25 protein-coding genes and 1 pseudogene are annotated in these 26,282 nt (G+C 66.6%); 21 read left to right on the top strand and 5 right to left on the bottom strand.

Going from position 1 to position 26,282, the window contains the following annotated elements; translation table 11 throughout:
* Positions 1 to 41: 41 nt before the first annotated feature.
* Positions 42 to 521 carry an RNA pyrophosphohydrolase gene (locus OMP43_RS13610; RefSeq protein WP_280280080.1) on the bottom strand — a complete coding sequence of 160 codons (480 nt, stop codon included), beginning with the start codon at positions 519 to 521 and terminating at the stop codon, positions 42 to 44.
* Positions 522 to 584: 63 nt separating this feature from the next.
* Here OMP43_RS13610 and OMP43_RS13605 point away from each other — a divergent pair, with 63 nt between their 5' ends.
* The 9 genes and pseudogenes from OMP43_RS13605 to OMP43_RS13565 form a co-directional block, all read left to right on the top strand.
* Positions 585 to 1,637, top strand: a complete 1,053-nt coding sequence (locus OMP43_RS13605) for a cupin-like domain-containing protein (RefSeq protein WP_280280079.1) — start codon at positions 585 to 587, stop codon at positions 1,635 to 1,637.
* Positions 1,638 to 1,645: 8 nt separating this feature from the next.
* Complete coding sequence (locus OMP43_RS13600) at positions 1,646 to 2,554, top strand: histone deacetylase (protein WP_280280078.1); 909 nt, start codon at positions 1,646 to 1,648, stop codon at positions 2,552 to 2,554.
* A 78-nt stretch (positions 2,555 to 2,632) separates the two neighbouring features.
* Positions 2,633 to 4,576 (top strand): 2-oxoacid:acceptor oxidoreductase subunit alpha, encoded by a 1,944-nt coding sequence (locus OMP43_RS13595; RefSeq protein ID WP_280280077.1) that lies wholly within the window; start codon positions 2,633 to 2,635, stop codon positions 4,574 to 4,576.
* On the top strand, positions 4,573 to 4,755 hold the full coding sequence (locus OMP43_RS13590; protein ID WP_280280076.1) for a CPCC family cysteine-rich protein: 183 nt from the start codon (positions 4,573 to 4,575) through the stop codon (positions 4,753 to 4,755). The genes OMP43_RS13595 and OMP43_RS13590 overlap by 4 nt, the downstream gene beginning before the upstream one ends.
* Positions 4,752 to 5,786: a 2-oxoacid:ferredoxin oxidoreductase subunit beta gene (locus OMP43_RS13585; protein ID WP_280280075.1), complete on the top strand. Its 1,035-nt coding sequence runs from the start codon at positions 4,752 to 4,754 to the stop codon at positions 5,784 to 5,786. The genes OMP43_RS13590 and OMP43_RS13585 overlap by 4 nt, the downstream gene beginning before the upstream one ends.
* Before the next feature lie 165 nt (positions 5,787 to 5,951).
* Complete coding sequence (locus OMP43_RS13580) at positions 5,952 to 7,079, top strand: acyltransferase family protein (protein ID WP_280280074.1); 1,128 nt, start codon at positions 5,952 to 5,954, stop codon at positions 7,077 to 7,079.
* 274 nt (positions 7,080 to 7,353) lie between these two features.
* Complete coding sequence (locus tag OMP43_RS13575; protein WP_280280073.1) at positions 7,354 to 8,595, top strand: cyclopropane-fatty-acyl-phospholipid synthase family protein; 1,242 nt, start codon at positions 7,354 to 7,356, stop codon at positions 8,593 to 8,595.
* Positions 8,592 to 9,773 (top strand): serine hydrolase domain-containing protein, encoded by a 1,182-nt coding sequence (locus OMP43_RS13570; protein WP_280280072.1) that lies wholly within the window; start codon positions 8,592 to 8,594, stop codon positions 9,771 to 9,773. Before OMP43_RS13575 ends, OMP43_RS13570 begins: the two co-directional genes overlap by 4 nt.
* Before the next feature lie 145 nt (positions 9,774 to 9,918).
* Positions 9,919 to 10,152 (top strand): annotated as a pseudogene (locus OMP43_RS13565) (type II toxin-antitoxin system RelE/ParE family toxin); the annotation flags it as partial.
* Between the two features lie 82 nt (positions 10,153 to 10,234).
* Here OMP43_RS13565 and OMP43_RS13560 read toward each other — a convergent pair.
* Together OMP43_RS13560 and purF are read right to left on the bottom strand one after the other, a co-directional pair.
* Positions 10,235 to 10,948, bottom strand: coding sequence for an SDR family NAD(P)-dependent oxidoreductase (locus OMP43_RS13560; RefSeq protein WP_280280071.1), 714 nt, complete (start codon positions 10,946 to 10,948; stop codon positions 10,235 to 10,237).
* Between the two features lie 7 nt (positions 10,949 to 10,955).
* Entirely contained in the window at positions 10,956 to 12,416 is a 1,461-nt protein-coding gene (gene purF, locus OMP43_RS13555; RefSeq protein ID WP_280280070.1) for an amidophosphoribosyltransferase, read from the bottom strand.
* Positions 12,417 to 12,547: 131 nt separating this feature from the next.
* Between purF and OMP43_RS13550 the strand changes: the two genes are divergently transcribed.
* The 6 genes from OMP43_RS13550 to OMP43_RS13525 all read left to right on the top strand — a co-directional run bounded on the left by OMP43_RS13550 (position 12,548) and on the right by OMP43_RS13525 (position 17,362).
* Positions 12,548 to 12,802, top strand: coding sequence for a Rho termination factor (locus tag OMP43_RS13550; RefSeq protein WP_280280069.1), 255 nt, complete (start codon positions 12,548 to 12,550; stop codon positions 12,800 to 12,802).
* A gap of 110 nt (positions 12,803 to 12,912) precedes the next feature.
* The gene (gene hisI / locus OMP43_RS13545; protein WP_280280068.1) at positions 12,913 to 13,269 is read left to right on the top strand and encodes a phosphoribosyl-AMP cyclohydrolase; all 357 of its coding nucleotides are present in this window, start codon (positions 12,913 to 12,915) and stop codon (positions 13,267 to 13,269) included.
* Positions 13,266 to 13,772, top strand: a complete 507-nt coding sequence (locus OMP43_RS13540; protein WP_280280067.1) for a hypothetical protein — start codon at positions 13,266 to 13,268, stop codon at positions 13,770 to 13,772. Before hisI ends, OMP43_RS13540 begins: the two co-directional genes overlap by 4 nt.
* 586 nt (positions 13,773 to 14,358) lie before the next feature.
* Positions 14,359 to 14,778: a MerR family DNA-binding transcriptional regulator gene (locus OMP43_RS13535; protein ID WP_280280228.1), complete on the top strand. Its 420-nt coding sequence runs from the start codon at positions 14,359 to 14,361 to the stop codon at positions 14,776 to 14,778.
* A gap of 17 nt (positions 14,779 to 14,795) precedes the next feature.
* Positions 14,796 to 16,598 carry an acyl-CoA dehydrogenase C-terminal domain-containing protein gene (locus tag OMP43_RS13530; RefSeq protein WP_280280066.1) on the top strand — a complete coding sequence of 601 codons (1,803 nt, stop codon included), beginning with the start codon at positions 14,796 to 14,798 and terminating at the stop codon, positions 16,596 to 16,598.
* A gap of 407 nt (positions 16,599 to 17,005) precedes the next feature.
* The gene (locus OMP43_RS13525) at positions 17,006 to 17,362 is read left to right on the top strand and encodes a UrcA family protein (protein ID WP_280280065.1); all 357 of its coding nucleotides are present in this window, start codon (positions 17,006 to 17,008) and stop codon (positions 17,360 to 17,362) included.
* Positions 17,363 to 17,402: 40 nt separating this feature from the next.
* On the opposite strand, the gene OMP43_RS13520 is transcribed toward OMP43_RS13525, so the two are convergent.
* A complete protein-coding gene (locus OMP43_RS13520) occupies positions 17,403 to 18,143 on the bottom strand; it encodes a LytTR family DNA-binding domain-containing protein (RefSeq protein ID WP_280280064.1) in 741 nt (246 codons plus the stop codon).
* Positions 18,133 to 19,320: a histidine kinase gene (locus OMP43_RS13515; protein WP_280280063.1), complete on the bottom strand. Its 1,188-nt coding sequence runs from the start codon at positions 19,318 to 19,320 to the stop codon at positions 18,133 to 18,135. Before OMP43_RS13515 ends, OMP43_RS13520 begins: the two co-directional genes overlap by 11 nt.
* A 196-nt stretch (positions 19,321 to 19,516) precedes the next feature.
* Here OMP43_RS13515 and OMP43_RS13510 point away from each other — a divergent pair, with 196 nt between their 5' ends.
* The 6 genes from OMP43_RS13510 to OMP43_RS13485 form a co-directional block, all read left to right on the top strand.
* Entirely contained in the window at positions 19,517 to 20,227 is a 711-nt protein-coding gene (locus OMP43_RS13510; RefSeq protein ID WP_280280062.1) for a methyltransferase, read from the top strand.
* Between the two features lie 88 nt (positions 20,228 to 20,315).
* Complete coding sequence (locus OMP43_RS13505; RefSeq protein ID WP_280280061.1) at positions 20,316 to 20,924, top strand: sigma-70 family RNA polymerase sigma factor; 609 nt, start codon at positions 20,316 to 20,318, stop codon at positions 20,922 to 20,924.
* A 40-nt stretch (positions 20,925 to 20,964) separates the two neighbouring features.
* Entirely contained in the window at positions 20,965 to 21,840 is an 876-nt protein-coding gene (locus OMP43_RS13500; RefSeq protein WP_280280060.1) for a FecR domain-containing protein, read from the top strand.
* A 123-nt stretch (positions 21,841 to 21,963) separates the two neighbouring features.
* Positions 21,964 to 25,326 (top strand): TonB-dependent receptor, encoded by a 3,363-nt coding sequence (locus tag OMP43_RS13495; RefSeq protein ID WP_280280059.1) that lies wholly within the window; start codon positions 21,964 to 21,966, stop codon positions 25,324 to 25,326.
* 101 nt (positions 25,327 to 25,427) lie between these two features.
* Complete coding sequence (locus OMP43_RS13490) at positions 25,428 to 25,922, top strand: hypothetical protein (protein ID WP_280280058.1); 495 nt, start codon at positions 25,428 to 25,430, stop codon at positions 25,920 to 25,922.
* 68 nt (positions 25,923 to 25,990) lie between these two features.
* Positions 25,991 to 26,282, top strand: a 292-nt coding sequence (locus OMP43_RS13485) for a hypothetical protein (protein WP_280280057.1), incomplete at its 3' end; no start/stop codon positions are given.

Below are 26,282 nucleotides of genomic sequence, written 5' to 3'. Positions count from 1 at the left end.
AGGGTCCGTATCGCCGTTATGGGAGCGAAACTAGGGCAGGATCAGACGAGATGTTGTCCAAAGACGGTCAACAGTTCCTTATAGAGCACGCGCTTGAACGGCACGATGATGTCGGGAAGGTCCCGCGGGGCGGCCCAGCGCCAGGCCCGGAATTCGGGCTCGGCGGTCCGGATGTTGACGTCGGCATCCTCGCCCAGGAAGCGGAACAGGAACCAGCGCTGCCGCTGCCCGCGCCACTTGCCCTTCCACACCTTGCCCACCAGGTCCTCGGGCAGGTCGTAATAGAGCTCCTCGGGCGCCTCGGCGATCAGCTCCGCCAGGTCGCGGCGCACCCCGGTCTCCTCCCATAGTTCGCGCCAGGCGGCCTCGATCGGCGCCTCGCCGGGATCGATCCCGCCCTGCGGCATCTGCCAGGCCTCGAGCACGGAATCGAGCCGCTGGCCGACGAACACCTGGCCGGCGCGATTGAGGAGCATCACGCCCGCGCAGGGGCGATAGGGGAGGGAGGCGATGTCGGTCATGGCGCACCCTCTAGCGCCCGCGCCCGGCTTGCGCCATCAGGCAAGCAGCAAGGGAGAGGCGGCATGGCCAACAAGCGGAAGAACGGCTCCGGCGGCGGAACGGCGCTCAACGACGCGTTCCGCCAGGCGGTCGCGGAGCAGCTGCTCGACGGCGCCGATCCGGAGGCGCTCGCGCGCCAGTTCGCCAGCAGTGCCGGCCTTGGCCTCGGCCTGGTCCAGGCGGAGGTCGCGCGGGCGGCGAAAAGCCCCTATCTGCTCGCGGCCCAGGGCCTGCGCACCCGGCTGCACGAACGGCTCGGCAAATGGGAATGGGTGCTGCAGAACGGCGCCCGCCTTGCCGCGCGCGATCCCGCCGCGCTGGCGATCCCGGTGCTCGACAGGCCCGACGGCGAGGCCCTGTATCGCGACCATTATCGCGCGCACCGGCCGGCGTTGATCCGCGGCCTGTTCGATCATTGGCCGGCGCGGCGGCTCTGGTCGCTGGCGCATGTTGCCGCGGCCCTTGGAGATCGGCCGGTGCGGGTCCAGTGGAACCGCGAGGCGGACTCGGATTATGAGGGCAATTCGGACGCGCATGGTGCTTTCCGGCCCTATTCTGAGATCGCTGCGCGCCTTGCCGCGCCGGGCGACAGCAATGATTTCTACGTCACCGCGAACAACAGCGACGCCAACCGCGCCGCGTTCGCGCCGCTCTTCGCCGAGGCGGGGGAGATTCCCGGCATCCTGTACGAGGGCACGCCGCGCGGCATGGGGCATATCTGGATCGGCCCGCGGGGCACGATCACGCCCTGGCACCATGACCTGACCAACAACCTGCTGATCCAGCTGGTCGGCCGCAAGCGCGTCCGCATGGTCGCCAGCCACGATACGCCGCTGATGCGCAACTGGCGGCATTGCTTCAGCGCCTGGGGCACGGACGACCTGCCGCCCGGGCCGGCCGCGCCCGGCAAGCCGGCGGTCCTCGAATGCGAGATCGGGCCGGGCGACGCGATATTCCTGCCGGTTGGCTGGTGGCACCATGTCGAAGGGCTCGAGCCGCATATCGGGATGTCGTTCACCAGCTTCGTGTGGGACAACGACTTCTACTCCGACTATCGGAGCTATGGTCCGCTCTGAGTGCGCGCGTGATCCACCTCGTCCATCATCCCGACTATGTCGCGCCCGCCCCGGCGCGCAGCCGGTATCAGTGGAACAAGAACGGCCTGGTCCGCGACCTGCTGCGCGAGGAAGGGCCCGTCTTCGCCTGGCACGAGCCCGAGCCGATGCCGCGCGCCTGGCTCGAGGCGGTGCATGATCCCGACTATGTCGACGAAGTGCTGCGCGCCGCGGTGCCGCCCGAGAAGGAGCGGCGCATCGGCTTCCCGGTCACGCCCGAAGTCGCGCGCCGGTCCCAGGCGGTGCCCGGCGGCACCTATCTGGCGGCGCGGCTCGCACTGGAACATGGCTTCGCCGCCAACACCGCGGGCGGCAGCCATCACGCGCTGGCCGGTACCGGCGCGGGCTTCTGCGTGTTCAACGACCTCGCCATCGCCGCGGCCCGGCTGGTGGAGGAGGGCCACCGCATTCTGATCGTGGACTGCGACGTGCACCAGGGCGACGGCACCGCGGCGCTGACCGCCGGCCGGCCCGAGATCGCCACCTATTCGATCCATGCGGAGAAGAACTTCCCCGTCCGCAAGGCGCGCTCGACGCTCGACGTACCGCTGCCCGACGGAGTGGGCGACGCGGAATATCTCGAAACGCTGGAGCGCACGCTCCTGCCGCTGCTCCGCGGATTCGCCCCCGATCTCGTCCTCTACCAGGCCGGGGTCGACCCGCTCGCCGGCGACCGGCTGGGCCGCCTGTCGCTCAGCTATGGGGGATTGATCGCCCGCGACCGCTGGATATCCGGCGTCATGACGTCACACGGCATCCCCTTCGCCAGCGCGCTGGGCGGCGGCTATGGCGAGGACGCGCTCGAGGTCTCGCGGCGCCATGTCGCCTCCATCCTCGCCCTGGGCGGCCTGGCCGCAAAGGAGCCTTTGCAGGGCTGAGGGCATTTTCTACTTTGGGTTGGGGGAAATTGGGGCGTACACACCCTTGTAACGATAGAGAACCGCAGGATACCGGCCATGGCGACTGCCGCGCACACGCTCACGCCCGAAGAGGCGTCGGCGCATCCCGCACCCGAAGCGATCGTGGTTCGCTTCGCCGGCGATTCCGGCGACGGCATGCAGCTCACGGGCGGGCAATTCACGCTGTCCACCGCGCTGGCCGGCAACGACCTCGCCACCTTCCCGGATTTCCCCGCCGAGATCCGCGCGCCCCAGGGCACGCTGTTCGGCGTCTCCGCCTTCCAGATCAATTTCGGCTCGGCCCGGATCGACACCGCGGGCGACCAGCCCGACGTGCTCGTCGCGATGAACCCGGCGGCGCTCAAGACCAATGTCGATGCGCTCAAGCCCGGCGGGCTGATCATCGCCGACGAAGGCGAGTTCGGCCAGCGCAACCTCGACAAGGCGAAATACGCCGCCAATCCGCTCGAGGACGGCAGCCTCGCCAAATGGCAGCTGCTCAAGCTCAACATCTCGCAGCTCACGCTCGACGCGGTGAAGCCCTTCGGCCTTGGCAACAAGGAGGCGCTGCGCTGCAAGAACATGTGGACGCTGGGCCTGGCGCTCTGGATGTTCGACCGCGACCGCCAGCCGCTGGTCGACTGGCTCAAGGCCAAGTTCGCCAAGGCGCCCGAGCTGGCCGAGGCGAACATCGCCGCCCTCAACGCCGGCCATGCCTATGGCGAGACGGCCGAGCTGGGCGCGATGGGCATCACCCAGCGCCAGGTCGCCGCCGCCCCCGCCGAGCCGGGGCTGTACCGCACCGTCACCGGCGCCGAGTCGATCTCGCTCGGCCTGGTCGCCGGCGCGCAGCTGGCCAGCCTGCCGATGTTCTTCGGTGGCTATCCGATCACCCCGGCCAGCGCGATCCTGCACACGCTGTCGCGCTACAAGGAATATGACGTCACCACCTTCCAGGCGGAGGACGAGATCGCTGCGGTCGCCTCGGCGCTCGGCAGCGCCTATGCCGGCAGCCTTGGCGTCACCTGTTCCTCGGGCCCCGGCATCGCGCTGAAGACCGAGGCGATCGGCCTGGCGATCATGACCGAGCTGCCGCTGGTGATCGTCAACGCCCAGCGCGGCGGCCCCTCGACCGGGCTTCCCACGAAAACCGAGCAATCGGATCTATATCAAGCAGTTTACGGCAGAAATGGCGATGCGCCGGTGCCGGTGATCGCCGCGCGCTCGGCCGCCGATTGTTTCGACGTCGCGATCGAGGCGGTGCGCATCGCCACGCAATATATGACCCCGGTGATGCTGCTCACCGACGGCTATCTCCAGAATGCCGCCGAGCCCTGGAAAGTGCCGGACATGTCGGCGTACGCGCCGTTCCCGGTGACCTTCCATACGGAGATCCCGCCCGAAGGCGAGAAATTCGAGCCCTATGGCCGCGACGAGAAGCTCAAGCGCCCCTGGGTGAAGCCGGGCACGCCGGGCCTGCTCCACCGCATCGGCGGCATCGAGAAGGCGCAGGGCAGCGGCAATATCGACTATTCCCCCGCCAACCACCAGGCGATGACCAACATCCGCCGCGACAAGGTGATGGGCATTCAGGTGCCCGATCAGGCGATCGAGCAGGGGCAGGCCGGAGGGAAGCTCGTCGTGGTCGGCTGGGGCTCCACCTATGGCCCGATCGCCCAGGCGGTGCGCCGAGCGCGGGCCAGGGGACATGACGTCAGCCATGTCCATATCCGCCACATCTGGCCGCTACCCAAGAATCTCGGTGATTTGCTAAGTAGTTATGAGCATATTCTCGTACCGGAAATGAACACCGGCCAGCTGAAGACGCTGCTGCGCGACCAGTATCTCGTCGATGCCCGGTCGCTCACCAAGGTCTCGGGCCAGCCCTTCCGCATCGCCGAGATCGAAGCCGCCATTGCCCAGCATATCGGCGCGGACTTCGACCAGGAACTGCCGCCCGACGACCGCCAGCTTCCCAGCCCGGAGGCGGTGAATCCGTGATTTGTCCGGTTTGCGACATGGAGACGCCGGAAGCCGACGGCATCGCTGCCTGTCCGGCCTGTGGCTGGGTCGCGGATCCCGACGCTGCCTATGTGCCCGAACAGGGCTTCCGAAAGAACGTGATGTCGCTGCTCGAGGCGAAAGAGCATTGGCGGCTTAGTGGGAAGACTGTCGAATGAACGAGATCACCACCATCCGCCCGAGCACACCCAAGGACTGGGAGACCGACCAGGAGGTCCGCTGGTGCCCCGGCTGCGGCGACTATGCGATCCTCAAGGCCGTGCAGCGCACCATGCCCGAACTGGGCGTCGCGCCGGAGAACACCGTGTTCGTCAGCGGCATCGGCTGCTCGTCGCGCTTCCCCTATTACATGGAGACCTATGGCTTCCACACCATCCATGGCCGCGCGCCGGCGGTGGCGACGGGAGTGAAGCTCGCCAATCCGGAGCTCGACGTCTGGATCATCACCGGTGACGGCGACGCGCTGTCGATCGGCGGCAACCACACGATGCACCTGCTCCGGCGCAACCTGGATTGCCAGTTCCTGCTGTTCAACAACGAGATCTACGGCCTCACCAAGGGCCAGTATTCGCCGACGAGCCGCGAGGGCACGCGTTCGCCTTCCACGCCCTTCGGCTCGGTCGACCACCCCGCCAAGCCCTGTGCCTTCGCGCTGGGGGCGGGGGCCCGCTTCGTCGCGCGCGGGATCGACGTGCACAAGAACCTGCCGAGCGTCCTCAAGGCCGCCCACGCCCATCGCGGCGCGGCGTTCGTCGAGATCTTCCAGAACTGCATCGTCTATAACGACGAGGTCTTCGAGCCCTTCACCGCCAAGCCCAATGCGGCGCTGGGCCAGCTCTGGGTCGAGCATGGCCAGCCGATGCTGTTCGCCGGCGGTGCCAAGGGCATCGCGCTCGACCGGGAGCGGCTCACGCTCAAGGTGGTCGACGTGGCCGATGGCGACTGGCAGGGGGCGGAGGTGATCGTCCACAACGTCACCAACCGCGCCATCGCGCACATGCTGGTCGAGATGCCCTTCGGGCCGTTCCCGATGGCGCTGGGCGTGCTCTACGACGATCCCGCGCCGACCTTCGAAAGCGCGGTCGTCGCGCAGAACAAGGCCGCGAGCGAGGGCAAGACCGCCGACCTTCAGAAGCTGGTTTCCAAGGGCCAGACCTGGATGGTCGACAAGGAACCGCACAAGCTCTGAGAACCGCATAAACCCGGGCTGTTATCGCTATCGGCTTGCATTGAGCGCGGGCGGCCCTATCGCACCGTTCATGTTGACCCGTGCCAGCGCCGGCCGCATCCCGCATGCATTTGCGCCGTTCGGGCGCTTCCGGCGGCAATGACTCCCGGCACCGGCGCCTCCAGCATGTTCCGCGCACCCGAGGAGCGCGCCCGGCGGCATGACCTCGATGCGCTGCGGGCGGTGTTCCTGCTGTTCGGCATTCCCTATCACGCCGCGCTCACCGTCCGCCCGGGGCCGTGGATCGCCAACATGCACGATCGGTCGCGCGACTTCGTCCAGCTCGCCGATTATCTCCACCTGTTCCGCATGCCGGGATTCTACATGATCGCCGGCTATTTCGCGGCGATGCTGCTCCAGCGCCGTCCGGTGGCAAGCTATCTGCCGTCGCGCCTCCACCGGCTCGTCCCGCCCTTTCTGGCGGGCACCCTGCTGCTGGTGCCGGCGATGCACTTCCTGCTTTTGCTCGAGACCGGCCATCCGCAGCCCCTGGCGCGCTGGTGGGAGATCATGACCTGGGCGGAGCGCAATCCGTTCGAGCATCTCTGGTTCGTGCAGGTGCTGCTCTACTACACCGCCGGGCTTGCCGGCCTGGTCTGGCTGTTCCCCGGGCTCGCCCATGCCGGGATCGAGGGGCCGCGACCGGGGCTCGTCCGCTGGTTCGTGCCGATCATGCTCGCCACCGGCATCGTCCTCGGCCTGTGCGCCCTGGGGGCGCTGCAGCTCGAGCGCTATCGCTACCTGGACAATTTCGCGATCAACTTCCTCTCGGCGCGCTATGCGCTCGATTATCTGCCCTGGTTCGTCCTGGGCGCGATACTCCAGCGCATTCCGGCGCTCGACCGGCGTTTCGCCCGCTTCTCCTGGCCCTTGTTCCTCGCTGGGCTCGCCGCGAGCGTGGCGGTGGTCTTCGCCACGCGCTCGATCCAGCTGGTCTGGCGTCCGGTGCTCACCGGCGTCGCGGCGATCTGCCTCACCCAGGCCTCGCTCGGCGCGCTCGCCTATTTCATCGACGGCGAACGCCGCTGGGTGAAGGCGCTCGTCTCGGCTTCCTTCGTCATCTATCTGTTCCACGAGCCGTTGATCGTGCTGGCGACGCCGTGGATCGACCTGCTCCCGATCCCGATCTGGCCCAGATTCATCCTGCTCTGCCTGGCGGCCTTTCTCGGCTCCTACGGAATCTGGAAGCTGATCCGGCTGAGCCCGGCATTGCGCTATCTGTTCAACGGCGAGCGCGTGAAGCGCCGCGCCTAGCGCCGCGTCGAGAACTCGAACGGGCCGTCGAAGCTATTTCCGCCATCCCCGCGCAGGCGGGGTTCCAGGGCCGGGGGCAATGGCCGGGAGGCCCGCCTTGCCGTCTCCGGCGACCCTGCGCGGGATCGCGTCGATTGTCTCAAACTACCCGGGATCCCCGCCCGCGCGGGGATGACGGTGGAGAAGCGGGAATGACGGCGGACAATATGAGTCTCCAACCTGCACCGAGCTTGGGCTTGCCCGACTCACCGGCGCGTGCATTGTGCGCTTCACGATGCATGCGCCACTGAGCCAGCCCCCATCGAACGACCCCGCACCGCGAAGGGGAGGGTGGTTCTCGCGAGCGCTCGCGCCTCTCTTCCGCCGCCAGCTGGACAGGATCGATGCCGGCATCGCCAGCGGCAGCCTGTCACTTCGCCTGCCCGACGGCGCCACGCGCCTGCTCGGCGGCCGGGAAGCCGGGCCCGCCGCGATCGTCGACCTGCGCAGCTGGCGCGCGCTGCTCCGGCTCGCGCTCGGCGGCTCGATCGGCTGGTACCGGGCCTGGGCCCTTGGCGAATGGGCAAGCCCGGATCCGGTGGCGCTCTTCGCGCTGTTCGGCCGCAACCGGGCCGAGCTGGCCCGCCAGGCCCGGGCAACCGGCCCCTCGCTGCGCATCAAGCGCCTGATCCACGCGATGCGGCGCAACGATCGCAACGGCTCGCGGCGGAACATCCATTTCCACTATGACCTGGGCAACGACTTCTACCGGCTCTGGCTCGATCCGGGCATGACCTATTCGAGCGCGCGGTTCACCGCGCCCGGCCAGTCGCTGGAGGAGGCCCAGCGGGAGAAGCTCGCCGCCATCCTCGCCCGCACGGCCACGCGCCCGGGCGACGAGATCCTCGAGATCGGCTGCGGCTGGGGCAGTTTCGCGGAGCTGGCGGTGCGCGAGGGGCGCAGGGTCCATGGCATCACCCTGTCGACCGAGCAAAGGGCCTGGGCCGAGGCGCGCGTCCCGCAGGGCGCGCGCTTCACGCTTACCGATTATCGCGACGTCACGGGACGCTATGACGCGGTCGCCAGCATCGAGATGGCCGAAGCGGTGGGACGGGAATATTGGCCGGCCTATCTGGACGCGATCGCCGGGGCGCTGAAGCCGGGCGGCCGCGCGGCGCTGCAGATCATCACCTTCGACGACGCGTTCTTCGAGGACTATGCCGCGAACGTCGATTTCATCCAGGCCTATGTCTTCCCCGGCGGCATGCTGCTCTCGGAAACGCGGCTGCGCGCGCTCGCCGAGGCCCGGGGCCTGTCCTGGCGCGACCGCACCAGCTTCGGCGCCGACTATGCCGAGACGCTGCGGCGCTGGCGCGAAACATTCGACACGGTGGTGGAATCGGGTGAGCTTCCGAGTAAATTCGATAGCAAATTCATAAATTTGTGGCGTTATTATCTCATGTATTGCGAAGGTGGGTTCAGAGGCGGCGGGATCGACGTCGTCCAGCTCACCTTGGTGAAGGAGGAGGGGGTATGAAGAACTGGCTTCTGGCGGGCGCGCTGGCGCTCGGGGCGTTCGCGGGGCAGGGCGCGATGGCGCAGGCGGTCGCCTCGCCCGAGGTGCAGATGCAGCCGGGCGACAATTCCGGGCTGCGCAAGGTGGGCGCCGAAGTGCTGTTCTGGAGCCAGGCCCAGCGCGACCAGAATTTCCCGCACATGGAGAAGCTCTTTCCCGGCCATGTCGTCCAGGCCGGCGGCAAGGTCCATCCGCTGCCCGCCGGCAAGCCGCTGGCCTTTCCCGATGCCGATATCGACGCGTTCATCGCCCAGCAGAATGTCGCCGGGCTGATCGTGCTCAAGGACGGCAAGATCGTGCTCGAGCGCTATGCCCGCGGCTATTCGCGGCAGGGGCGCTGGACCAGCTTCTCGGTCGCCAAGTCCTTCACGTCGTCGCTGGTCGGCGCCGCGATCGGGGACGGCTTCATCAAGTCGGTCGACGAGCCGGTGACCCAATATATCCCCGAGCTGGCCGGCAGCGGCTATGACGGGGTGACGATCGCGCAGCTCCTCACCATGACGTCGGGCGTCAAGTGGAACGAGGATTATACGGACGCGAAGTCCGACGTGGCCCGGATGTTCCTCGAGCCGGTGCCGGCGGGGGAGGATCCCACCGTCTATTACATGAAGAAGCTCCCGCGCGAGTTCGCGCCCGGCAGCAAATGGGTCTACAAGACCGGCGAGACCAATCTGATCGGCGTGCTGGTGATGCGCGCCACCGGGAAGCCGCTCGCCACCTATCTCAGCGAGAAGATCTGGAAGCCCTATGGCATGGAGCAGGACGCGTTCTGGATGGTCGATCCGTCCGGCCACGAAGTCAGCGGCTGCTGCCTCTCGGTGTCGTTGCGCGACTATGCCCGGATGGGCCAGTTCGTGCTCGAGGGCGGGAAGGGCGCCGTGCCCGCCGGCTGGTATCGCCAGTCGACCGCCGCCCATGCCGATATCGGCGTGCCGGGCCGCGGCTATGGCTATCAATGGTGGACCTATCCGGAGGGCCGCTTCGGCGCCCAGGGCATTTTCGGCCAGACGATCCGCATCGATCCGAAGTCGAAGGTGGTGATCGCCGTCTCGGCCGCCGCACCCAAGGCCTCGGACGAAGCCTATGGCAAGGCGCGCACGGCATTCCTTGACCGCCTGTTCGAGGCGGCGGCGAAATAGGCGTTACGGGCGGCCTCGGGCAGGATCAGGAGACGCTCGCGCTGCTCAAGATCCTGGCGCTGGAGCAGAAGGACATCGAGGCCGGGCGCTATCGCCTCGCGGATGAGGTCTTCGCCGATCTCAAGGCCAAGCTCGCCAAGCGCTGATGGCAACGTCCAGTTTCACGGTCTTCCTGACACATGAAGCCCGGAACGACCTTGAGGTGATCGGCGATCATATCGCGGATCACCATTCGGGCGAGGAAGCCTTCGCGACAGTCGAGAAGATCGAGGCACGCATAGCCTCGCTCGCCGAATTTCCCTTTCGGGGCAGCGTTCCACGCGAGCTTGAGGAGATGGGCGACCGCGACCATCGGCAGCTTCTCGTCGCGCCATATCGTCTCGGCTATCGGGTGCTCGACAATGCGGTTTTCGTCTTGCTCATCGCCGACGGGCGCCGCGCCACCGGCTGCTCGCCGCGCGCTAGCCCTCGACCCGCTCGAAATGCCCGGTCTCGAAGCCGGAGACCGCCAGCGCCGCGATCCGCGCGGCGACGGCCTCGGGCGCCTTCACCGTCGCCGGATCCTCGCCGGGAAAGGCGCGGGCGCGCATCCTGGTGCGGGTCGCGCCCGGATCGACGATGCCGACGCGCACCTTGCTGATATGCGCGACTTCCTCGCCATAGGTGAGCAGCAGATTCTCGAACGCCGCCTTGGACGCGCCATAGACGCCCCAATAGGCCCGGGCCGTGCGGCCCACGCTCGAGGAGACGCCGATCACGCGCGCACCGTCCGATGCCTTGAGCATGGGATCGAACGCCGCGAGCATCGCCGCCTGGGCAGTGACGTTGAGCGTCAGCACCTTGGCGAATTCCTTGAAGTCGATCGCCGGCACCGCGCTCAGCGTGCCGAGCGTCGCCGCGTTGAGCACGAGCAGGTCCAGTGCCGCCCAGCGCCCGGAGATCGCCTCGGCAAGGCGGGCGATGCCGTCATTCTCGGTCAGGTCCAGCGGCGCGATCGTCGCCGAGCCACCGGCCGCGAAGATCGCCTCCTCGACTTCCTCGAGCCCGCCCGCGGTGCGCGCAGTCAGGATCACATGCGCGCCCTGCCTGGCCAGCTCCAGCGCCGTCGCCGCGCCGATGCCGCGGCTCGCGCCGGTGACGAGCGCCGTGCGCCCGGAAAATGCCCCCTCGCGCATGCCTGGATCAGCCCACCCGCTCGTGGAGCAGCGCGAACTGGTCGGCCGGCGGGCCGTTCTCGTCCTGGTCGGTCAGCGCGGTCGGATATTCGCCGGTGAAGCAGGCATCGCAATATTTCGGATGGATGTCCGCGCGGCGCGCCTCGCCCAGCGCCTTGTACAGGCCGTCGATCGAGATGAAGGCCAGGCTGTCGGCATGGATGAAGTCGGTCATCCCGCCCACGTCGAGCTTGGCCGCCAGCAGCTTGGCCCGTTCCGGCGTATCGACGCCGTAGAAGCACGAATGCCGCGTCGGCGGCGAGGCGATGCGCATGTGCACCTCGGCCGCGCCGGCCTCGCGCATCATCTGCACGATCTTCAGCGAAGTGGTGCCGCGCACGATCGAATCGTCGATCAGCACCACGCGCTTGCCCTTGATCAGCTCGCGATTGGCGTTGTGCTTGAGCTTCACGCCCAGGTGGCGGACCTTGTCGCCCGGCTGGATGAAGGTGCGGCCGACATAGTGCGAGCGGATGATGCCGAGCTCGAACGGGATGCCGCTCTGCTGGGCATAGCCGATCGCCGCCGGCACGCCCGAATCGGGGACGGGGACGACCAGATCGGCCTCCACCGGTGCCTCGACCGCCAGCTGCGCGCCGATCGCCTTGCGCACCGAATAGACCGAGCGGTTGTCGCTGATCGAATCGGGGCGCGAGAAATAGACATATTCGAAGATGCAGGGCCGCGGCCCCACCGGCGCGAAGGGCTTGTGCGAGCTGATCTCGCCGCCCTTGACGATCACCAGTTCGCCCGGCTCCACGTCGCGGACATAGTCGGCGCCGACCACGTCCAGCGCTACCGTTTCCGATGCGAACACGATCGTATCGTCGAGCTTGCCCATCACCAGCGGGCGGATGCCCAGCGGATCGCGGCAGGCGATCATGCCCTCGGGCGTCATCACGATCAGCGAATAGGCGCCCTCGACCTGCTTGAGCGCGTCGATGAAGCGATCGATCAGCGTGCGGAACTGCGAAGTGGCGACGAGGTGGATGATCACCTCGGTGTCCGAGGTCGACTGGAAGATCGCGCCGCGGCGGATCAGGTCGCGGCGCAGGCGCATTGCGTTCGAGATATTGCCGTTGTGCGCGATCGCGAAGCCGCCGCTCGCCAGCTCGGCATAGAGCGGCTGCACGTTGCGCAGCGCGGTCTCCCCCGTGGTCGAATAGCGGACATGGCCGCAGGCGACATTGCCGTGCAGCGCGCGGATCACTTCGTCGCGGTCGAAATTGCCCGCGACATGGCCCATCGCGCGGTGCGTATGGAACTGGTGGCCATCGAAGCTGGTGATGCCCGCCGCCTCCTGGCCGCGGTGTTGCAGCGCGTGCAGGCCGAGCGCGACCGCGGCGGCGGCGCCGTCCATGCCGGATACGCCGAAAATGCCGCACTCTTCGCGCAGCTTGTCGTCATCGAACGGGTTCGTGGTAAGCATCAGCCCTCGAGGGGGTTGGGAACTGTCGAGCGGGCATATAGGCGCTTCGGCGCGGTTTGTCGCCGGTCTGTCACAAAGAAATGAACTTGCTGGCTTTTTCGTTGGTTTTTCAGGGCAGAAGGAGACGATCCATGCCCGGGCACGACCACGGACCGCAGATAAAGAACGGCGAACTCTACGAGAAACTCCGCGACGAAGGCGCCTCGAAGGAAAAGGCGGCGCGAATCGCCAACGCCCAGGCGGCGGGGACGCTCGACCATCCCGGCGGAACGCTGGAGAGCCGCTCGAAGGCGCAGCTCTACGACGAGGCGAGGAAGATCGGCATCGCGGGCCGCTCGGAAATGGACAAGGACGCGCTGGTGAAGGCGATCCGGGATCATAAGTGATCGTCATCCCGGCGGCCCGGAATGGATCCGGGGCGGGATCCCAGGCCGCAAGCGCCAGCGCAGGAGGCCCCGGCTTTCGCCGGGGTGACGAGTTGGGCTAGAACGTTCCGGTGGACACCAATCGCGAAACGGGCGCCCTGCTCGACCCGAAATATGACGCCGCCGGCCTGATCACCGCCGTCTGCACCGCGCCCGACGGTTCGGTGCTGATGGTCGCGCACATGAACGCCGAGGCGCTCCAGGCCACGCTCGACACCGGCGAGGCGACCTTCTGGTCGCGCAGCCGGGGCCGACTCTGGAAGAAGGGCGAGACTTCGGGCCATGTCCTCAAGCTGGTCGAGGCCCGCATCGATTGCGACCAGGATTGCGTCTGGCTCAAGGTCGAGCCGCAGGGGCCGGCCTGCCACACCGGCGCGCCGAGCTGCTTCTATCGCGTGATCGAAGGCGGAAAGCTGGTCCGGAAGTGAAGCGCGCCGGGCTGCTCCTCATGCTGCTCCTGGCCGCCTGTTCGGGCGGCACCAAGCAGGCCGACAAGGCCCAGCCTCCCCAGGACCTGGAAAAGGCCGCGATCGAGCGCGGCCTGATCCGCAACCCCGCCGATACCGATATCGCCGGCCTCTATGCCCGCGACACCGATCGCATCTGCATCGTTCCCGACGAGCAGCTCGGCTATCGGATCGGCGCGTTCGTCGATTATGGCGACCGCATCACCTGCAGCGGCTCGGGCCGGGCGAGCCGGGTGGGGGAGTCGCTCCATGTCGAGCTGGGCGAGGATGGCAGCTGCTCGTTCGACGCGAAATATGATGGCGACAAGATCGCCTTTCCCGGCGCGCTGCCCGATGGCTGCAACCGGTACTGCGCCAAGCGCGCCTCCTATGCCGGCCTGGAAGTCGTCCGGCTGAGCGAGTCGGCCGCCGAGGCCTCGGCGATGCGCGACGCCAATGGGCGCAGGCTCTGCGGAGGAGGCTAGGGCAGGGCTTTGTTCCCCACCGCCGTCCCGGCGTCCTGGTGCTCCGGCATATTCTACCATCATCGTCCCGCGAGCTCTCCCCGTATATTCTCCACTGTCATCCCCGCGAACTCTCCCGTCATCCCCGCGAAGGCGGGGATCCAGGGTAGCGCGGGACAATCGAAGCAATCGCGCTTGGGCTTGCCGGATACGGCAAGGCGAGCTTCGCGTCCTTGCTCCTGGCCCTGGATCCCCGCCTTCGCGGGCGTGACGGCGGAGAATATGCAGGGACGACGGGAGAGTTCGCGCGGGCAGGGGTGACCGTGGAGAGCAGCGATGCCGATGGAGGAACAGGCGTCCGCCAATCCGGCTCATACCCGAGGGCAGCCGGCATTTCCCCGCCGCTTCCAATGTTGGATTTCCCCTGAAACACTCGCGTCATGTCGATGCGCGAACATAGCCCATGTCACGCCCCTTGCGGGCGGCGCGCCGTCGCGGGCGCCGAACGGGGGCGAGGGGAGCCGCGCGCGATGGGGTCGGTACTTTCGCGACTTTTCGGCGCCCGAAGAGTTGACGTTCACGTAAAGGGAAGGTAATTTCCATGCCCATGAACGCACCAGCCTTTCCGCTCGAGGCCCTGGCGCCGATCGAATCGCGTCCGGACCGCGAATCCTTCACCATTTCGGACCTGTGCGCCGAATTCTCGGTCACCCCGCGGGCGCTGCGTTTCTACGAGGACGAGGGGCTGATCGGCCCCGAGCGCCGCGGCACCACCCGCATCTATTCGCACCGCGACCGCGCCCGGCTCGCCTGGATCCTGCGCGGCAAGCGCGTCGGCTTCAGCCTGGCCGAGATCCGCGAGATGATCGACCTCTACGATGTCGGCGACGGCCGCAGCACCCAGAAGCAGGTCACGCTCGAGCGCTGCCTCGAGCGGATCGGCCTGCTCGAGAACCAGAAGCGCGACATCGACGCGCACATCGCCGAGCTCCAGCAATTCGTCGAGCTGCTCAAAAGCAGCGACTAGCCCCCGAGGAACCTGAAATGCCCCAATATACTCCGCCGGTGCGCGACACGCGCTTCATCCTCGAGCAGGTGATCGGCCTCGATCGCTACGCCAATCTTCCGGGCTTCGAGAATGCGACGCCGGACACGGTCGACGCGGTGCTCGAACAGGGCGGCCAGTTCGTCGCCGAAGTGCTGTTCCCGCTCAACCATTCGGGCGACCAGCAGGGCTGCACCCGCCATGACGACGGCAGCGTCACCACGCCGGACGGCTACAAGGCGGCCTATGCCCAGTTCGTCGAGAGCGGCTGGGGCACGCTCAGCTTTCCCGAGGCGTTTGGCGGGCAGGGGATGCCGCACGTCATCTCCACGGCCTTTCAGGAGTTCATGATCTCCTCGAACATGGCGTTCGCCATGTATCCGGGGCTCACCCATGGCGCGGTCGCCGCGCTGCTGGTCAAGGGCTCGCCCGAGCAGCAGGAGAAATACGTCCCCAAGATGGTCGCGGGCACCTGGGGCGGCACGATGAACCTCACCGAGCCGCAGTGCGGCACCGATCTCGGCCTGATCCGCACCCGCGCCGAGCCGAACGCCGATGGCAGCTACGCCATCACCGGCACCAAGATCTTCATCTCGTCGGGCGAGCATGACCTGACCGAGAACATCATCCACCTCGTCCTCGCCAAGACGCCGGGCGCGCCGGAGAGCAGCAAGGGCATCTCGCTGTTCGTGGTCCCCAAGTTCCTGGTCAATGACGACGGCTCGCTCGGCGCGCGCAACGCCGTCTCGTGCGGCTCGATCGAGCACAAGATGGGCATCCACGCCAATTCGACCTGCGTGATGAACTATGACGGCGCCACGGGCTGGCTGGTCGGCGAGGAGATGAAGGGCCTTGCCGCGATGTTCATCATGATGAACGCGGCGCGGCTCGGCGTGGGCCTGCAGGGCCTGGGCGTTGGCGAAGTCGCCCTCCAGAACGCCGTCCAGTATGCGCATGACCGCCGCCAGGGCCGCGCGCTCACCGGTCCGCAGGAGCCGAACGAAAAGGCCGACACGCTGTTCGTCCATCCGGACGTGCGCCGCATGCTGATGGAAGCCAAGGCGCAGACCGAGGCGCTGCGGGCACTCTGCCTGTGGGGCGCGCTCCAGGTCGATCTCGAGCATGCCGCGGCTACCGAGGAGGAGCGCCAGCTCGCCGCCGATCTGGTCGGCCTGCTGACGCCGGTGATCAAGGGCGTCGGCACCGATATCGGCTACAAGGTCGCGACCGACAGCCAGCAGGTCTATGGCGGCCATGGCTACATCGCCGAATGGGGCATGGAGCAATATGTCCGCGATGCCCGCATCTCGATGATCTACGAGGGCACCAACGGCGTGCAGGCGATGGACCTGGTGGGCCGCAAGCTCGCCATGAACGGCGGCCGCGCCGTCCAGGCCTTTTTCAAGCTGGTCGCCGAGGAAGCGGCCGCGGCCAAGGGCGACGAGAAGCTCGCCGCGCTGGCGGAGGGCCTGGAAAAGGCGCTGGGCCATCTCCAGGGCGCGACCATGTGGCTCGCCCAGAACGGCTTCAAGAACCCCAATGACGTGGGCGCCGGCGCCTATCCGTACATGCAGCTCACCGGCACGGTGGCGCTGGGCCTGATGTGGCTGCGCATGGCCCGGGCCGCCACGGCCGCGCTGGCCGCCGGCGGTGGCGACACCGGCTTCTACGAGGCCAAGCTGGTCACTGCGCGCTTCTATGCCGAGCGCTTCCTTCCGGACGCCAGCGGCCTGCGCCGCAAGATCGAGGCGGGCAGCGAGACGGTGATGGCGCTCGATCCGGAGCTGTTCCGGGCCGCGTGATCGCGCTTCCAAGGGCCTCCGGCTGCGGCCGGGGGCCTGTGGGCGATGCGAGGGGGCTCGAAGGGCCCGATGCCGTCGGTTCCGGTGTCGTCGGCATTTTACATAATGTATATTATCGATCTCGCGGGAGGCGCTTCCCCCCATGGCGGCGTTCCGGCTAAAGGCCATGGAATAGCGCCGAGTTCATCCATGCCAGGGCAATCCCCGGGAGTACTCAGCCCGTTTGCAGGGAAATCCGGACCGCTCGTCGAATCCCGTCTGTCGTTCATCGCGCGCCGCGGCGATTGATAGAATGCTGCCCGCGGCCGGTCGAAGAGGACGACGCCCGGCCCGCTCCATCGAATATCCATGCGTCATCGCCCTCCTCCGGAGCGCGCGATCGGCCTGAACAACATGGGAATGATGTGATGCGTATAGCATATCTGGGATTGGCGTCCCTCGCCCTTCTGGGCTCGTCGAACGTCGCCGGCGCAACTATGATCGATTCCGGCACCGGCATGCATGGATCCAGCAGGATCATCGTCTCCACGCGCGATCTCGACCTTGCAAGCGATGCCGGCGTCAGGACGGCGCGCGCACGTGTCCGCCAGGCGGCGGCGCGTGCCTGCGACGCATATCCGCATATCGGCATCCTGCCGTCGGCCGAAAGCGAGCGCTGTCGCATCGCCGCGGTGCGCCAGGCCGACGCCAGGATCATGACATTGGCATCCCGCGTGCGTCAGGATCGTCTCGCTTCGGCCGGCATGGACAGCCGCATGCGGTGAGCGCGCTCCCCCGCCCTGCCACCGAACGGCTCTGGCGGGCTCACCGGCCCGCCAGGGCCTTCACGGCAGCCAGATAGGAACGGCCTATCCGGACATCCGCACCGTCGGCCAGCACCGCGTACCAGATGCCGAGCCCGTCATGGCGCAGCCTGGCGATGAAGTCCCGCCTGACCATGGTCGAGCGGTGGACGCGGATGAACCTGGCCGGATCCAGCCGGCGCTCGAGATCGCCCAATGTGCGATGGAGCAGGAAGCTGCGCGACCCGACCTGCAGGGACATATAGTCGCGCATCGCGTCGATCCGGTCGATATCGATTGCCGCGATGCGCACCATGTCCGAGCGATGGGGAACCCAGAATTCCTCGATCCGGTCGGCCTCGGCGGTGGCGCGGCGTTCGGAGCCGGCCACCTGCGTGCGCGCGCGCGCAACTGCCCGTACCAGCCCTTCGGACGTTACCGGCTTCAGCAGATAATCGACCGCCGCGACATCGAATGCCGCCAGGGCAAAGCCGTCAAAGGCCGTGCAGAAGACGATGGCGGGCGGCCGCTCCCCGGCACAGAGCGCCTTGGCCACATCCATGCCGTCCACCTGCGGCATGGCGATGTCGAGCAGCACAAGGTCGGGCGCCAGCGATTTTGCCAGCCGCAGCGCGACCTCTCCATCCGACGCCGTTCCCACCAGCGCGAGATCGGGAATGTGGGAGCAGAGCATCACCAGTCGCTCGATCGCGAGCGGCTCGTCGTCGACGATCAACGTCCGCAGGATGGGCTCAGCGTACATCGAAGGTCAGCGGCATTGCGAGGTCGACACGGAATCCCTCGGGATCGAGCGGGTGCACGCGGCAATAGCCCGCATCGCCGAACCGCGCGGCGATGCGATCGGCGACATTGCGCAAGCCCAGCCCCGTCCCTTCCTCCATCGCCTTGCCGGCCGCGCCCGGCTCGCCATCGTCCTGCACCGTCAGAAGCAGGAGGCCGAGCCGCTCGCTCGCGCGGATGCCGATCGTGACCGGGCGGCGCGACCGCGACACGCCATACTTCACCGCATTCTCGATCAGCGGCTGCAGGATCAGTCCGGGGACAAGCGCATCGCGCAGATCGTCCGGCAGGTCGATGGCCAGGCGCAAGCGATCGGGGAACCTGACCTGCTCGATCTCGAGATACAGGCGCTGGAGCCGAATTTCCTCCGTCAGCTGCACATCCTCGCTCGGATCTCCGACCAGGCTGGCCCGGAAGAAGCTCGAGAGATTGATGATCATCCGCTCGGCGGCGGGGCGCCTGCCGGCCATGACCAGCGTGGACAGCGAATTGAGCGTGTTGAACAGGAAGTGCGGGTTGATCTGATACCGCAATGCCCGAAGCTCGGCGGCTTGCGCCGCGGCGCGGAACGTGGCGTTCTTGCGCTCCAGCGCACCGACTTCCGCGGCATAGCGCAGCGCCAGGTAGAGCGCCGCCCAGCCGACGAAGAAGAAATAGCTGTTGACCGCGCTGTCCGCGATCATCTTGACCACCGCCATGTCGGCGTCGTCGGCGTTCGTCCCCCCAACCTGCACCATCATCCGGCCGGACCGCTGCCGCGCCGCGCCGGGCGGGTTGGCCGGGCTGTTCGCGGTCGCTGTCCAGGGGGATTTCAGAACGTCGAACACCACCCAGCTGACGGAAGAGAAGGCGAGCGCCGCGGGCGCGGCCAGCAGGCCCGCCGCGATCATGCCACGCCGCAGCGAGCTTGTCGGAATTCTGCGCAGGATCAGGTAGAGCAGGCAGGTGAGCCCCATGCTGAAGAGCATGATCGCCAAGCGCCGGGCCAATATGTCGAGTTGGCCGGCCTGCCCGATGACCGCCGAGCGCAGGGTCACGATGGCGCAATAGAACAGCCAGAAACCGGCGATCGACAGCAAGGCGACGCGTGGCGAAAGCGCGGGTTCTTCGTGCGGATCCGCGACATGTTCCTCGACCATGACGGATCATAGCGTCGTGGCCGCAGCCGTAGAAGAGGGCGCCGTGTCGCTGATCGAAGGCTGTCGGACGTTCATCGAAACCCGGAAGCGCCAGGCTCGCGGCCAGGTTCTGTTCGGATGGAACCAGATGAAAGGACTTGCCGTGATTCTTCCTACCGGCCGACGGCCACGGATTCTGCTGGCCGCCGCAACGCTGATGGCCGCCCTCGCCCCCTGCGCCGTCGCGGCGCAGGTCTCATGGCATGCCATCCTGGCCGATTCGGGCCGCCCGGATGCCGACAAGGCGCGCGATGCGGACCGCAAGCCGGCCGAGATGCTCGCCTTCGCCAAGGTGCGGCACGGCCAGATGATCGTCGATTTTCTTCCCGGGAAGGGCTATTTCACGCGGCTGTTCAGCCTGGCGGCCGGCCCGCATGGCGCGGTCTATGCCGTGACGCCCCAGATATTGCTCGACCGCGCCAAGGGCCGCCCGCTCCCGCCCCCCGTGTCCGGCGAGCCCGGCCGCGGCAATGTTCATGAGATCGTCGCCAACGACCGGCCGTTCGACCTGCCCAGCAAGGCCGACCTGATATGGACGTCGCAGAATTATCACGATGTCCATATCTGGCTTGGCGCCGCGGGCACGTCGATGCTGAACAAGCAGGTCTTCGATGCGCTCAAGCCCGGCGGCCTCTACGTCATCCTCGATCACGCCGGTGCGGCCGGCCTGGATGATGCCGGAATGGCCAAGCTGCACCGAATCGACGAGGCTCTGGTCAAGAGCGAGGTGGTCAAGGCCGGGTTCGTCCTCGACGGCGAATCCGATGCCCTGCGGAATCCGGCGGATTCCCGCGGGGCGAATGTCTTCGATCCCTCGATACGCGGCAAGACCGACCAGTTCGTCCTGCGTTTCCGCAAGCCGGGATAATTCCCTGCGCTACCGATGGAGCCGCCATTCCGCGAGGCTCGCTTCAGAGCCGGGCCGATCTCTCCAGGACGGACCATGAAGCGCTGGCATGGCGGCTCCCGTCCGGGTATCGGCGCATGCCCAAAACTGCCGGGCCCAACCGAAACCCCCATGTCATATCGGGCGCATATGCATCTGCCCGATGGTTTCGAGCCCCGCCCATTTGAGCGCGCAACGCACTGGCCTGCTTGAATATGTCGGGCGGCAGGTGCACGACTCGGCACTCAGCGAGGACATTGTCCAGGAAGCCTATCTCCGGCTGCTGATCTTCGAGGCGAAGCCCGACAGCAGCGTGAAGAATGCTCCCGCGCTGCTGCGTCGCATATCGCTGAATCTGGTCCGGGATCATTTCCGCCGCACCGGCAGGGCTCCGCTCGTCGAACTGTCCGACGCGATCCCCTGCCCCCAGCCGATGATAGATCAGCAATTGGCGCGCAAGCAGTTGATCGAGCTGATCGCGGGCATCCTCAAGACGATGCCCTCGCTCAGGCGGGAAGTCTTCATCCGCCGGCGGGTCCGCGGACAGTCGGCGGGGGAAGTCGCCCAGGCCTTGGGCCTTTCCCCCAGCGCCGTGAGCAACCATGTTGCGCGCGCCATATTCGATCTCGATTCGGCTATCGAGAAGATCGAGAAGAGAGGCGGCCCTGTCCGAGACTAGCGCCATAAAATGGGAAGCAGCCCAATGGATCGAGCGGCGCATGGGCGACGAGGCCTTTGACGAGGCCGCCTTCGACGCGTGGCTCGCCGGCGATCCGCGTTGCCGGCCTGCCTATGACACCATGTGGCGGCGCATCATGGGGTCGGACATGGACGCGGCGCTGCAAGCCTATGGCCGCGCGGGCGGATCGGGCAATGCCTGGCTGGTCGGCGGCGTGGCGGTCCTGCTCGTCGTGCTGGGCGGCTACAAGTCGCTGCCGCTGATCGCGCTGCATTTCGCCCAGCCGCAGGACTATGCTGTGGCGGACGGCAAGGTCCGTTCCGTCACCCTTGCGGACGGTACGCGGCTGACCCTGGGTGGCGGCGCGCGGGTGAAGGTCCGCTATACGCGTCATGACCGCGTGGTCGAGCTGACCCAGGGCGCGCTCTTCGCCAATGTCGTGCACGACGCGCAGCGCCCCTTCCGGATCGATACTGGAAACGCGCGTATCGTGGATGTCGGGACCAGCTTCGAGGTCTCGACCAAGCCGGGGAGCATCCGTGTCACTGTCGCATCCGGAGTGGTCCGGTTCGGCCGGAACGGGTGGTTCGACGCGCCGATCCAGCTTCGCGCCCGACAGGCCGCCATTCTGGACAAGGCGGGCCTGAACCGGGCCGCCGATGTGGCGCAGGACGAGGTCGCCCGCTGGCGCGGCGAGTGGATGGAATATAGGGGCACGCCGCTGCGGCAGGTTATCGCCGATCTGCAAAGCCTCTCGCCCCTGCCCATTGCCATCGCCGACGAGAGCCTGGCCGAGAAGCCGGTGAGCGGCCGGATCAGGCTGACCGATCCGGCCGGCCAGCTCGAGAACCTGTCGATCACCCACGCATTCCGGGTCCGCAAGTCCGAGGGTGCGCTGACGATATCGAAGCGCTGATCGTTCCGGCTTCCCTGCTCACGTCGCAACAAGGCTGAAGCAAAAAACTCTGTGAAGTTTCGGCGCGCGTCGCGTCTTTCCCCTGAGGTCGCTCAATCCGAGCCCAAAAGGGGGGAACAGATAGTGCCGAAGTCCAAGGGGTCGCTTAGTACGGGCGTTGCCGTTTTCGCTTTCGCCATCGGCGCCATTTGCGCCGCTCCGCCAGCACTGGCGCAACATGGCATCACGCTTCCGGCAGCCAGCCTGGAGGATTCGCTGAACCTGCTCTCGCGCCAGTCCGGCGTGCAGATCCTGGTCGACCAGAATCTGGTGCGCGGGAAGAAGGCGCGTCCGATCAAGAGCGTGTCATCCGTCGAAGCGGCGCTGGCGCAGCTCCTGCACGGAACCGACCTGACCTATCAGAAGCGCGGCGATGCGTTCCTGATCCTTCGCGGAGGCAATATCCAGCGCGCCAGAAAGGTGGCCGCCGGTCCGCGGCCCGAGGCTGTGAACCATAGACAGGGCCCGACCCTCGCCGCCGATGAGGGGCAGGAATCCGGAGATGCCGGCAGCGGCAACGACATCGTCGTCACCGCGCAGAAAATGTCCGAACGCCTGATTGACGTGCCGGCCGCCGTATCGGCTTTCACGGCGCAGGACCTGTCGGACCAGAAGATCGAGGGCGGCCCCGAACTGCTGCGCGCCATCCCGAACGTCTCCTTCTCGAAGGACAATTTCTCCGGCTATAATTTCACTGTCCGCGGGATCGGGACCAAGGCGATCTCCGTCACCGCCGACCCGGCCGTCGCGATCAGCTTCAACTACACGCCATTGATCCGCAACCGACTGTTCGAACAGGAATATTTCGACGTCGAGCGCGTCGAGGTGCTGCGTGGGCCGCAAGGCACGCTCTATGGCCGCAACGCGACGGCGGGTGTCGTCAACATGCTGCCGGCCAAGCCCAGGCTCGGCGCATGGGCCGGCGAAATCCAGGGCGAGGTCGGCAATTATTCCACCACCCGCCTGCGCGGGTTCGTCAACATCCCGCTTGGCGACACCCTGGCCTTCCGCGCCGCGGCCGCGTGGACGAAGCGCGACGGCTATGACTACAACACGGTGACGCAGAAGAATGTGAACGGCCGCGATCTCTATTCGACGCGGCTGTCGGCGCTGTGGGAGCCCGATCCGGCGCTGCGCTTCAGCTTCTTCTGGGAGCATTTCAACGAGAACGACGACCGCGCGCGCACCGGCAAGCAGCTGTGCACACGCGGCGAGACGCCGCAGAAGATCGACTATACCGACCGGAACGGCACCGCGCAGTCGCAGCCCGTGGTCGGCGCGTGGAGCATCGGCGCGCTGACGCCGGGATGCCAGCAAAAGACGCTGTATTCCGATGCCGCCTATGGCGTGCCCAATGGCCGCGGATTTCCGATCGTGACGGCGCTCACCCTGGCGCTGGCCGGAAACCGGGGTCCCTATGGCAGCTATTACACGCCGATGGGGCTCGATCCCTTCGGCACCGCCAATGGGCAGCAATCCCATGACCTGCGCGAGATCGGCACCTTCTACGACCCGAAATACCGGGCCCGGAACGACCTGTTCCAGTTCAATGCGGAGATCGACCTCACCGATCGCCTGCATTTCACGGGCCAGGTCCTGTACACGAAGGACTATTACAGCGCTTCGCAGGACTTTTTCCGGTTTCAGGCGGTGCCCTATTTCATCGCGCCGGAGCAATACGCTACCGGCGTCAAGGCAGCCTGGAAGCCCTATCTCGGCTCCCGGAACGGCCTTGGCACGTTCAAGGATCCGCAACTCGGCGAGCTGACCACGCCGGCGGCAATCGATCGTTCGGAGGCGCGCAGCGAGCAATGGGCGCAGGAGATCCGGTTAAGCTCATCCTTTGACGGACCGCTCAACTTCAACCTCGGCGCCAACTACCTGTCCTATGAGACCACCGAGAACTACTACGTCTTCAGCAACCTCTTCACCATCGCAGCGCTGTCCGAAGGTCCATATTGCGATGCCAAGGGCGTCGGCTGCGCCTATATCGATCCGAACCCCATCGACAAGATCAATGGCGAGGGGCACAATTATTTCCGAAGCATCCAGCAGCTCAAGACCAAATCCTGGGCGACCTTCGGAGAGATCTACTGGAAGCCCGCTCAGAACCTAAAGGTGACCGCGGGGCTGCGCTACACCGACGATCAGAAGCTGATCATACCCTATGCCACCCAATTGCTGAGCGATACCCGGGGGCTCAATAGCGGTACGGTCGATCGCGGCTATCCGGCGGATCCCGCCGAGACGATGCGATGGCGGCGCGTTACCGGCCGGCTAGCGCTGAACTGGAAGCCGCATCTGGCGTTCACCGACGAGACCGCGCTCTACGCTTCCTATGCGCGCGGCTACAAGGGCGGTGGCGACAATCCCCGGGGGCAGGCCGACAAGCCCTGCGGCCCGAACGGGCTGCCGGTGGCACCGGCACTGGTGTGCGGAACCTACACGCGGCTCCCCACCAACTTCAAGCCGGAGGAACTCAACACCTTCGAAATCGGCATGAAGAACAAGATTGCCGGCGGAAAGATCCTGCTGAACTTCTCCGCCTTCTTCAACGACTACAAGAACTACCAGATCTCGCAGCTGATCAACCGGGCGATCAATACCGAGAATCTCGACGCCATCACCTATGGCGCGGAGCTGGAAGCCGCCTGGATACCTTCGCGGCACTTCAAGGTCGGCGCGACGCTCGGATATCTCCGGACCAGGATCGGCAACGGGCAAAGCTCGATCGACGTGATGGACCGCGTGCAGGGCCATGACGAATGGATGACCGTCAACCCCTGGGCACAGAGCCCGAATACCTGCATCGCGCCCAAGGCGCTGGTCGCCGCCTATCTCAAGAAGGTCAATCCCAAGGACATCAACAGCACTTCGGATTCAGGGATCAACTTCTTCTGCGAAGCGCCTCACGTATTCGGATCCGCCGGAAATCCGTTTGCGCCCGGCGGGATAGGCCAGGCCCTTTACGGATTTACCTACAGCCCGACCGCGCCTTACGATCCGAGCAAGCCGGCGAACTATTACGGCCCCAACCCCTCCAACTACGGCGCCCCCAATAACGGCTATGGCTTCGCCGCCGATCTGAGCGGCCACGAGCTGCCCAACGCACCGCACCTCACCTTCAACATCGGTGCGGAATATACCGTGTTCCTCGACGATTGGCGGCTGTCGCTGCGTGGCGACTATTATCGCCAGTCGGCGAGCTTCGCCCGTGTCTACAACACCGACTACGACCGCCTGCGCGCCTGGGGCAACGCCAACCTGGCGATCACGCTCAGCCGCCCGGCCTCGGACCTGACGTACCAGTTCTACGTCAAGAACGTCTTCAACAGCACGCCGATCACCGACGCGTTCACCGGCCCGAACGAAGTCGGCACCTTTTCCAACGTGTTCACGCTCGATCCGCGCATCATCGGCTTCAGCGTGCGCGTCGGTATCAAATAAATACCCGCAAATTCAAAGATGTGGTCGCACATATAACCAGAAACTACCCGTGAAGGACGTGCCTTGTTTCAAATTCATCTCCATTGAAAAGGAAACTCACGATGAACATCTTCACCAAGTCTGTCGCCGCTCTCATCAGCATCGTTGCCTTCCAGTCGGCGGCCATGGCCCAGACCCTGTCGCCCGCCAACACCGCGGTGACGGCTTCGGGCCAGCTGACCCAGGACCTGAACGGCACCCTGACCACGGTGTGCAACGTCACCCTGAGCGGCACCACCGACTCGACGGGCATCACCTTCACCAGCTACACCGGCAGCGCCGCCAGCGGCCCGCTGGCGTGCGACGACGGCCTGGTGCTGCCGCTGCGCGTCCAGGCGACGTCGTCGACCAGCGTGACGATCAAGGACATGGCCGTCTCGACCCGTCTCGGTGACTGCGGCCCGCGCGACGTCGTCGGTCCGTGGAGCAACCTCACCTCGACCGCCGGCCCGCTCTCGGCCGCCCTGCCCGGCACCACCGGCTTCCTGGCGCTGATCGGCGGCGTCTGCAACGCCTCGGGCAGCCTCACCGTCTCGCCGGCCGTCACGATCAACTAACCCCCCAACTGGGCGATGCGGCGGCTCCACTCGCCGCATCGCTCCTTTGCTCAGCAAGGACAGCATGGATGCGCACGGGTTTTCGAATCTTGCAGCTCGCCATCGCCCTGCAGGCGATGGCCGCGCCGCTGCACGCCGCCGCCGGCCAGGACAAGCCCGCGTTCAGCGCCAGAACGCCGATCGAGCAGCTCGCCGCCAACCCCGCGGCAAAGGCGGTGCTGGAACGCGAGCTGCCGGGTTTCACGGCCCATCCGCAATATGACCAGTTCAAGGCGATGAGCCTGGAGACGCTCGAGGCGATGTTTCCCGACGCGGTGCCGCATGCGCGCGTGAAGGCGATCGACGCCGCGCTACGTGCCA

It is taken from the genome of Sphingomonas sp. CBMAI 2297 (assembly GCF_029870595.1).
Classification (GTDB): domain Bacteria; phylum Pseudomonadota; class Alphaproteobacteria; order Sphingomonadales; family Sphingomonadaceae; genus Sphingomonas.
Note: the sequence above shows the minus strand (reverse complement) of the source record. Positions and strands in the feature narration are given on the sequence as shown.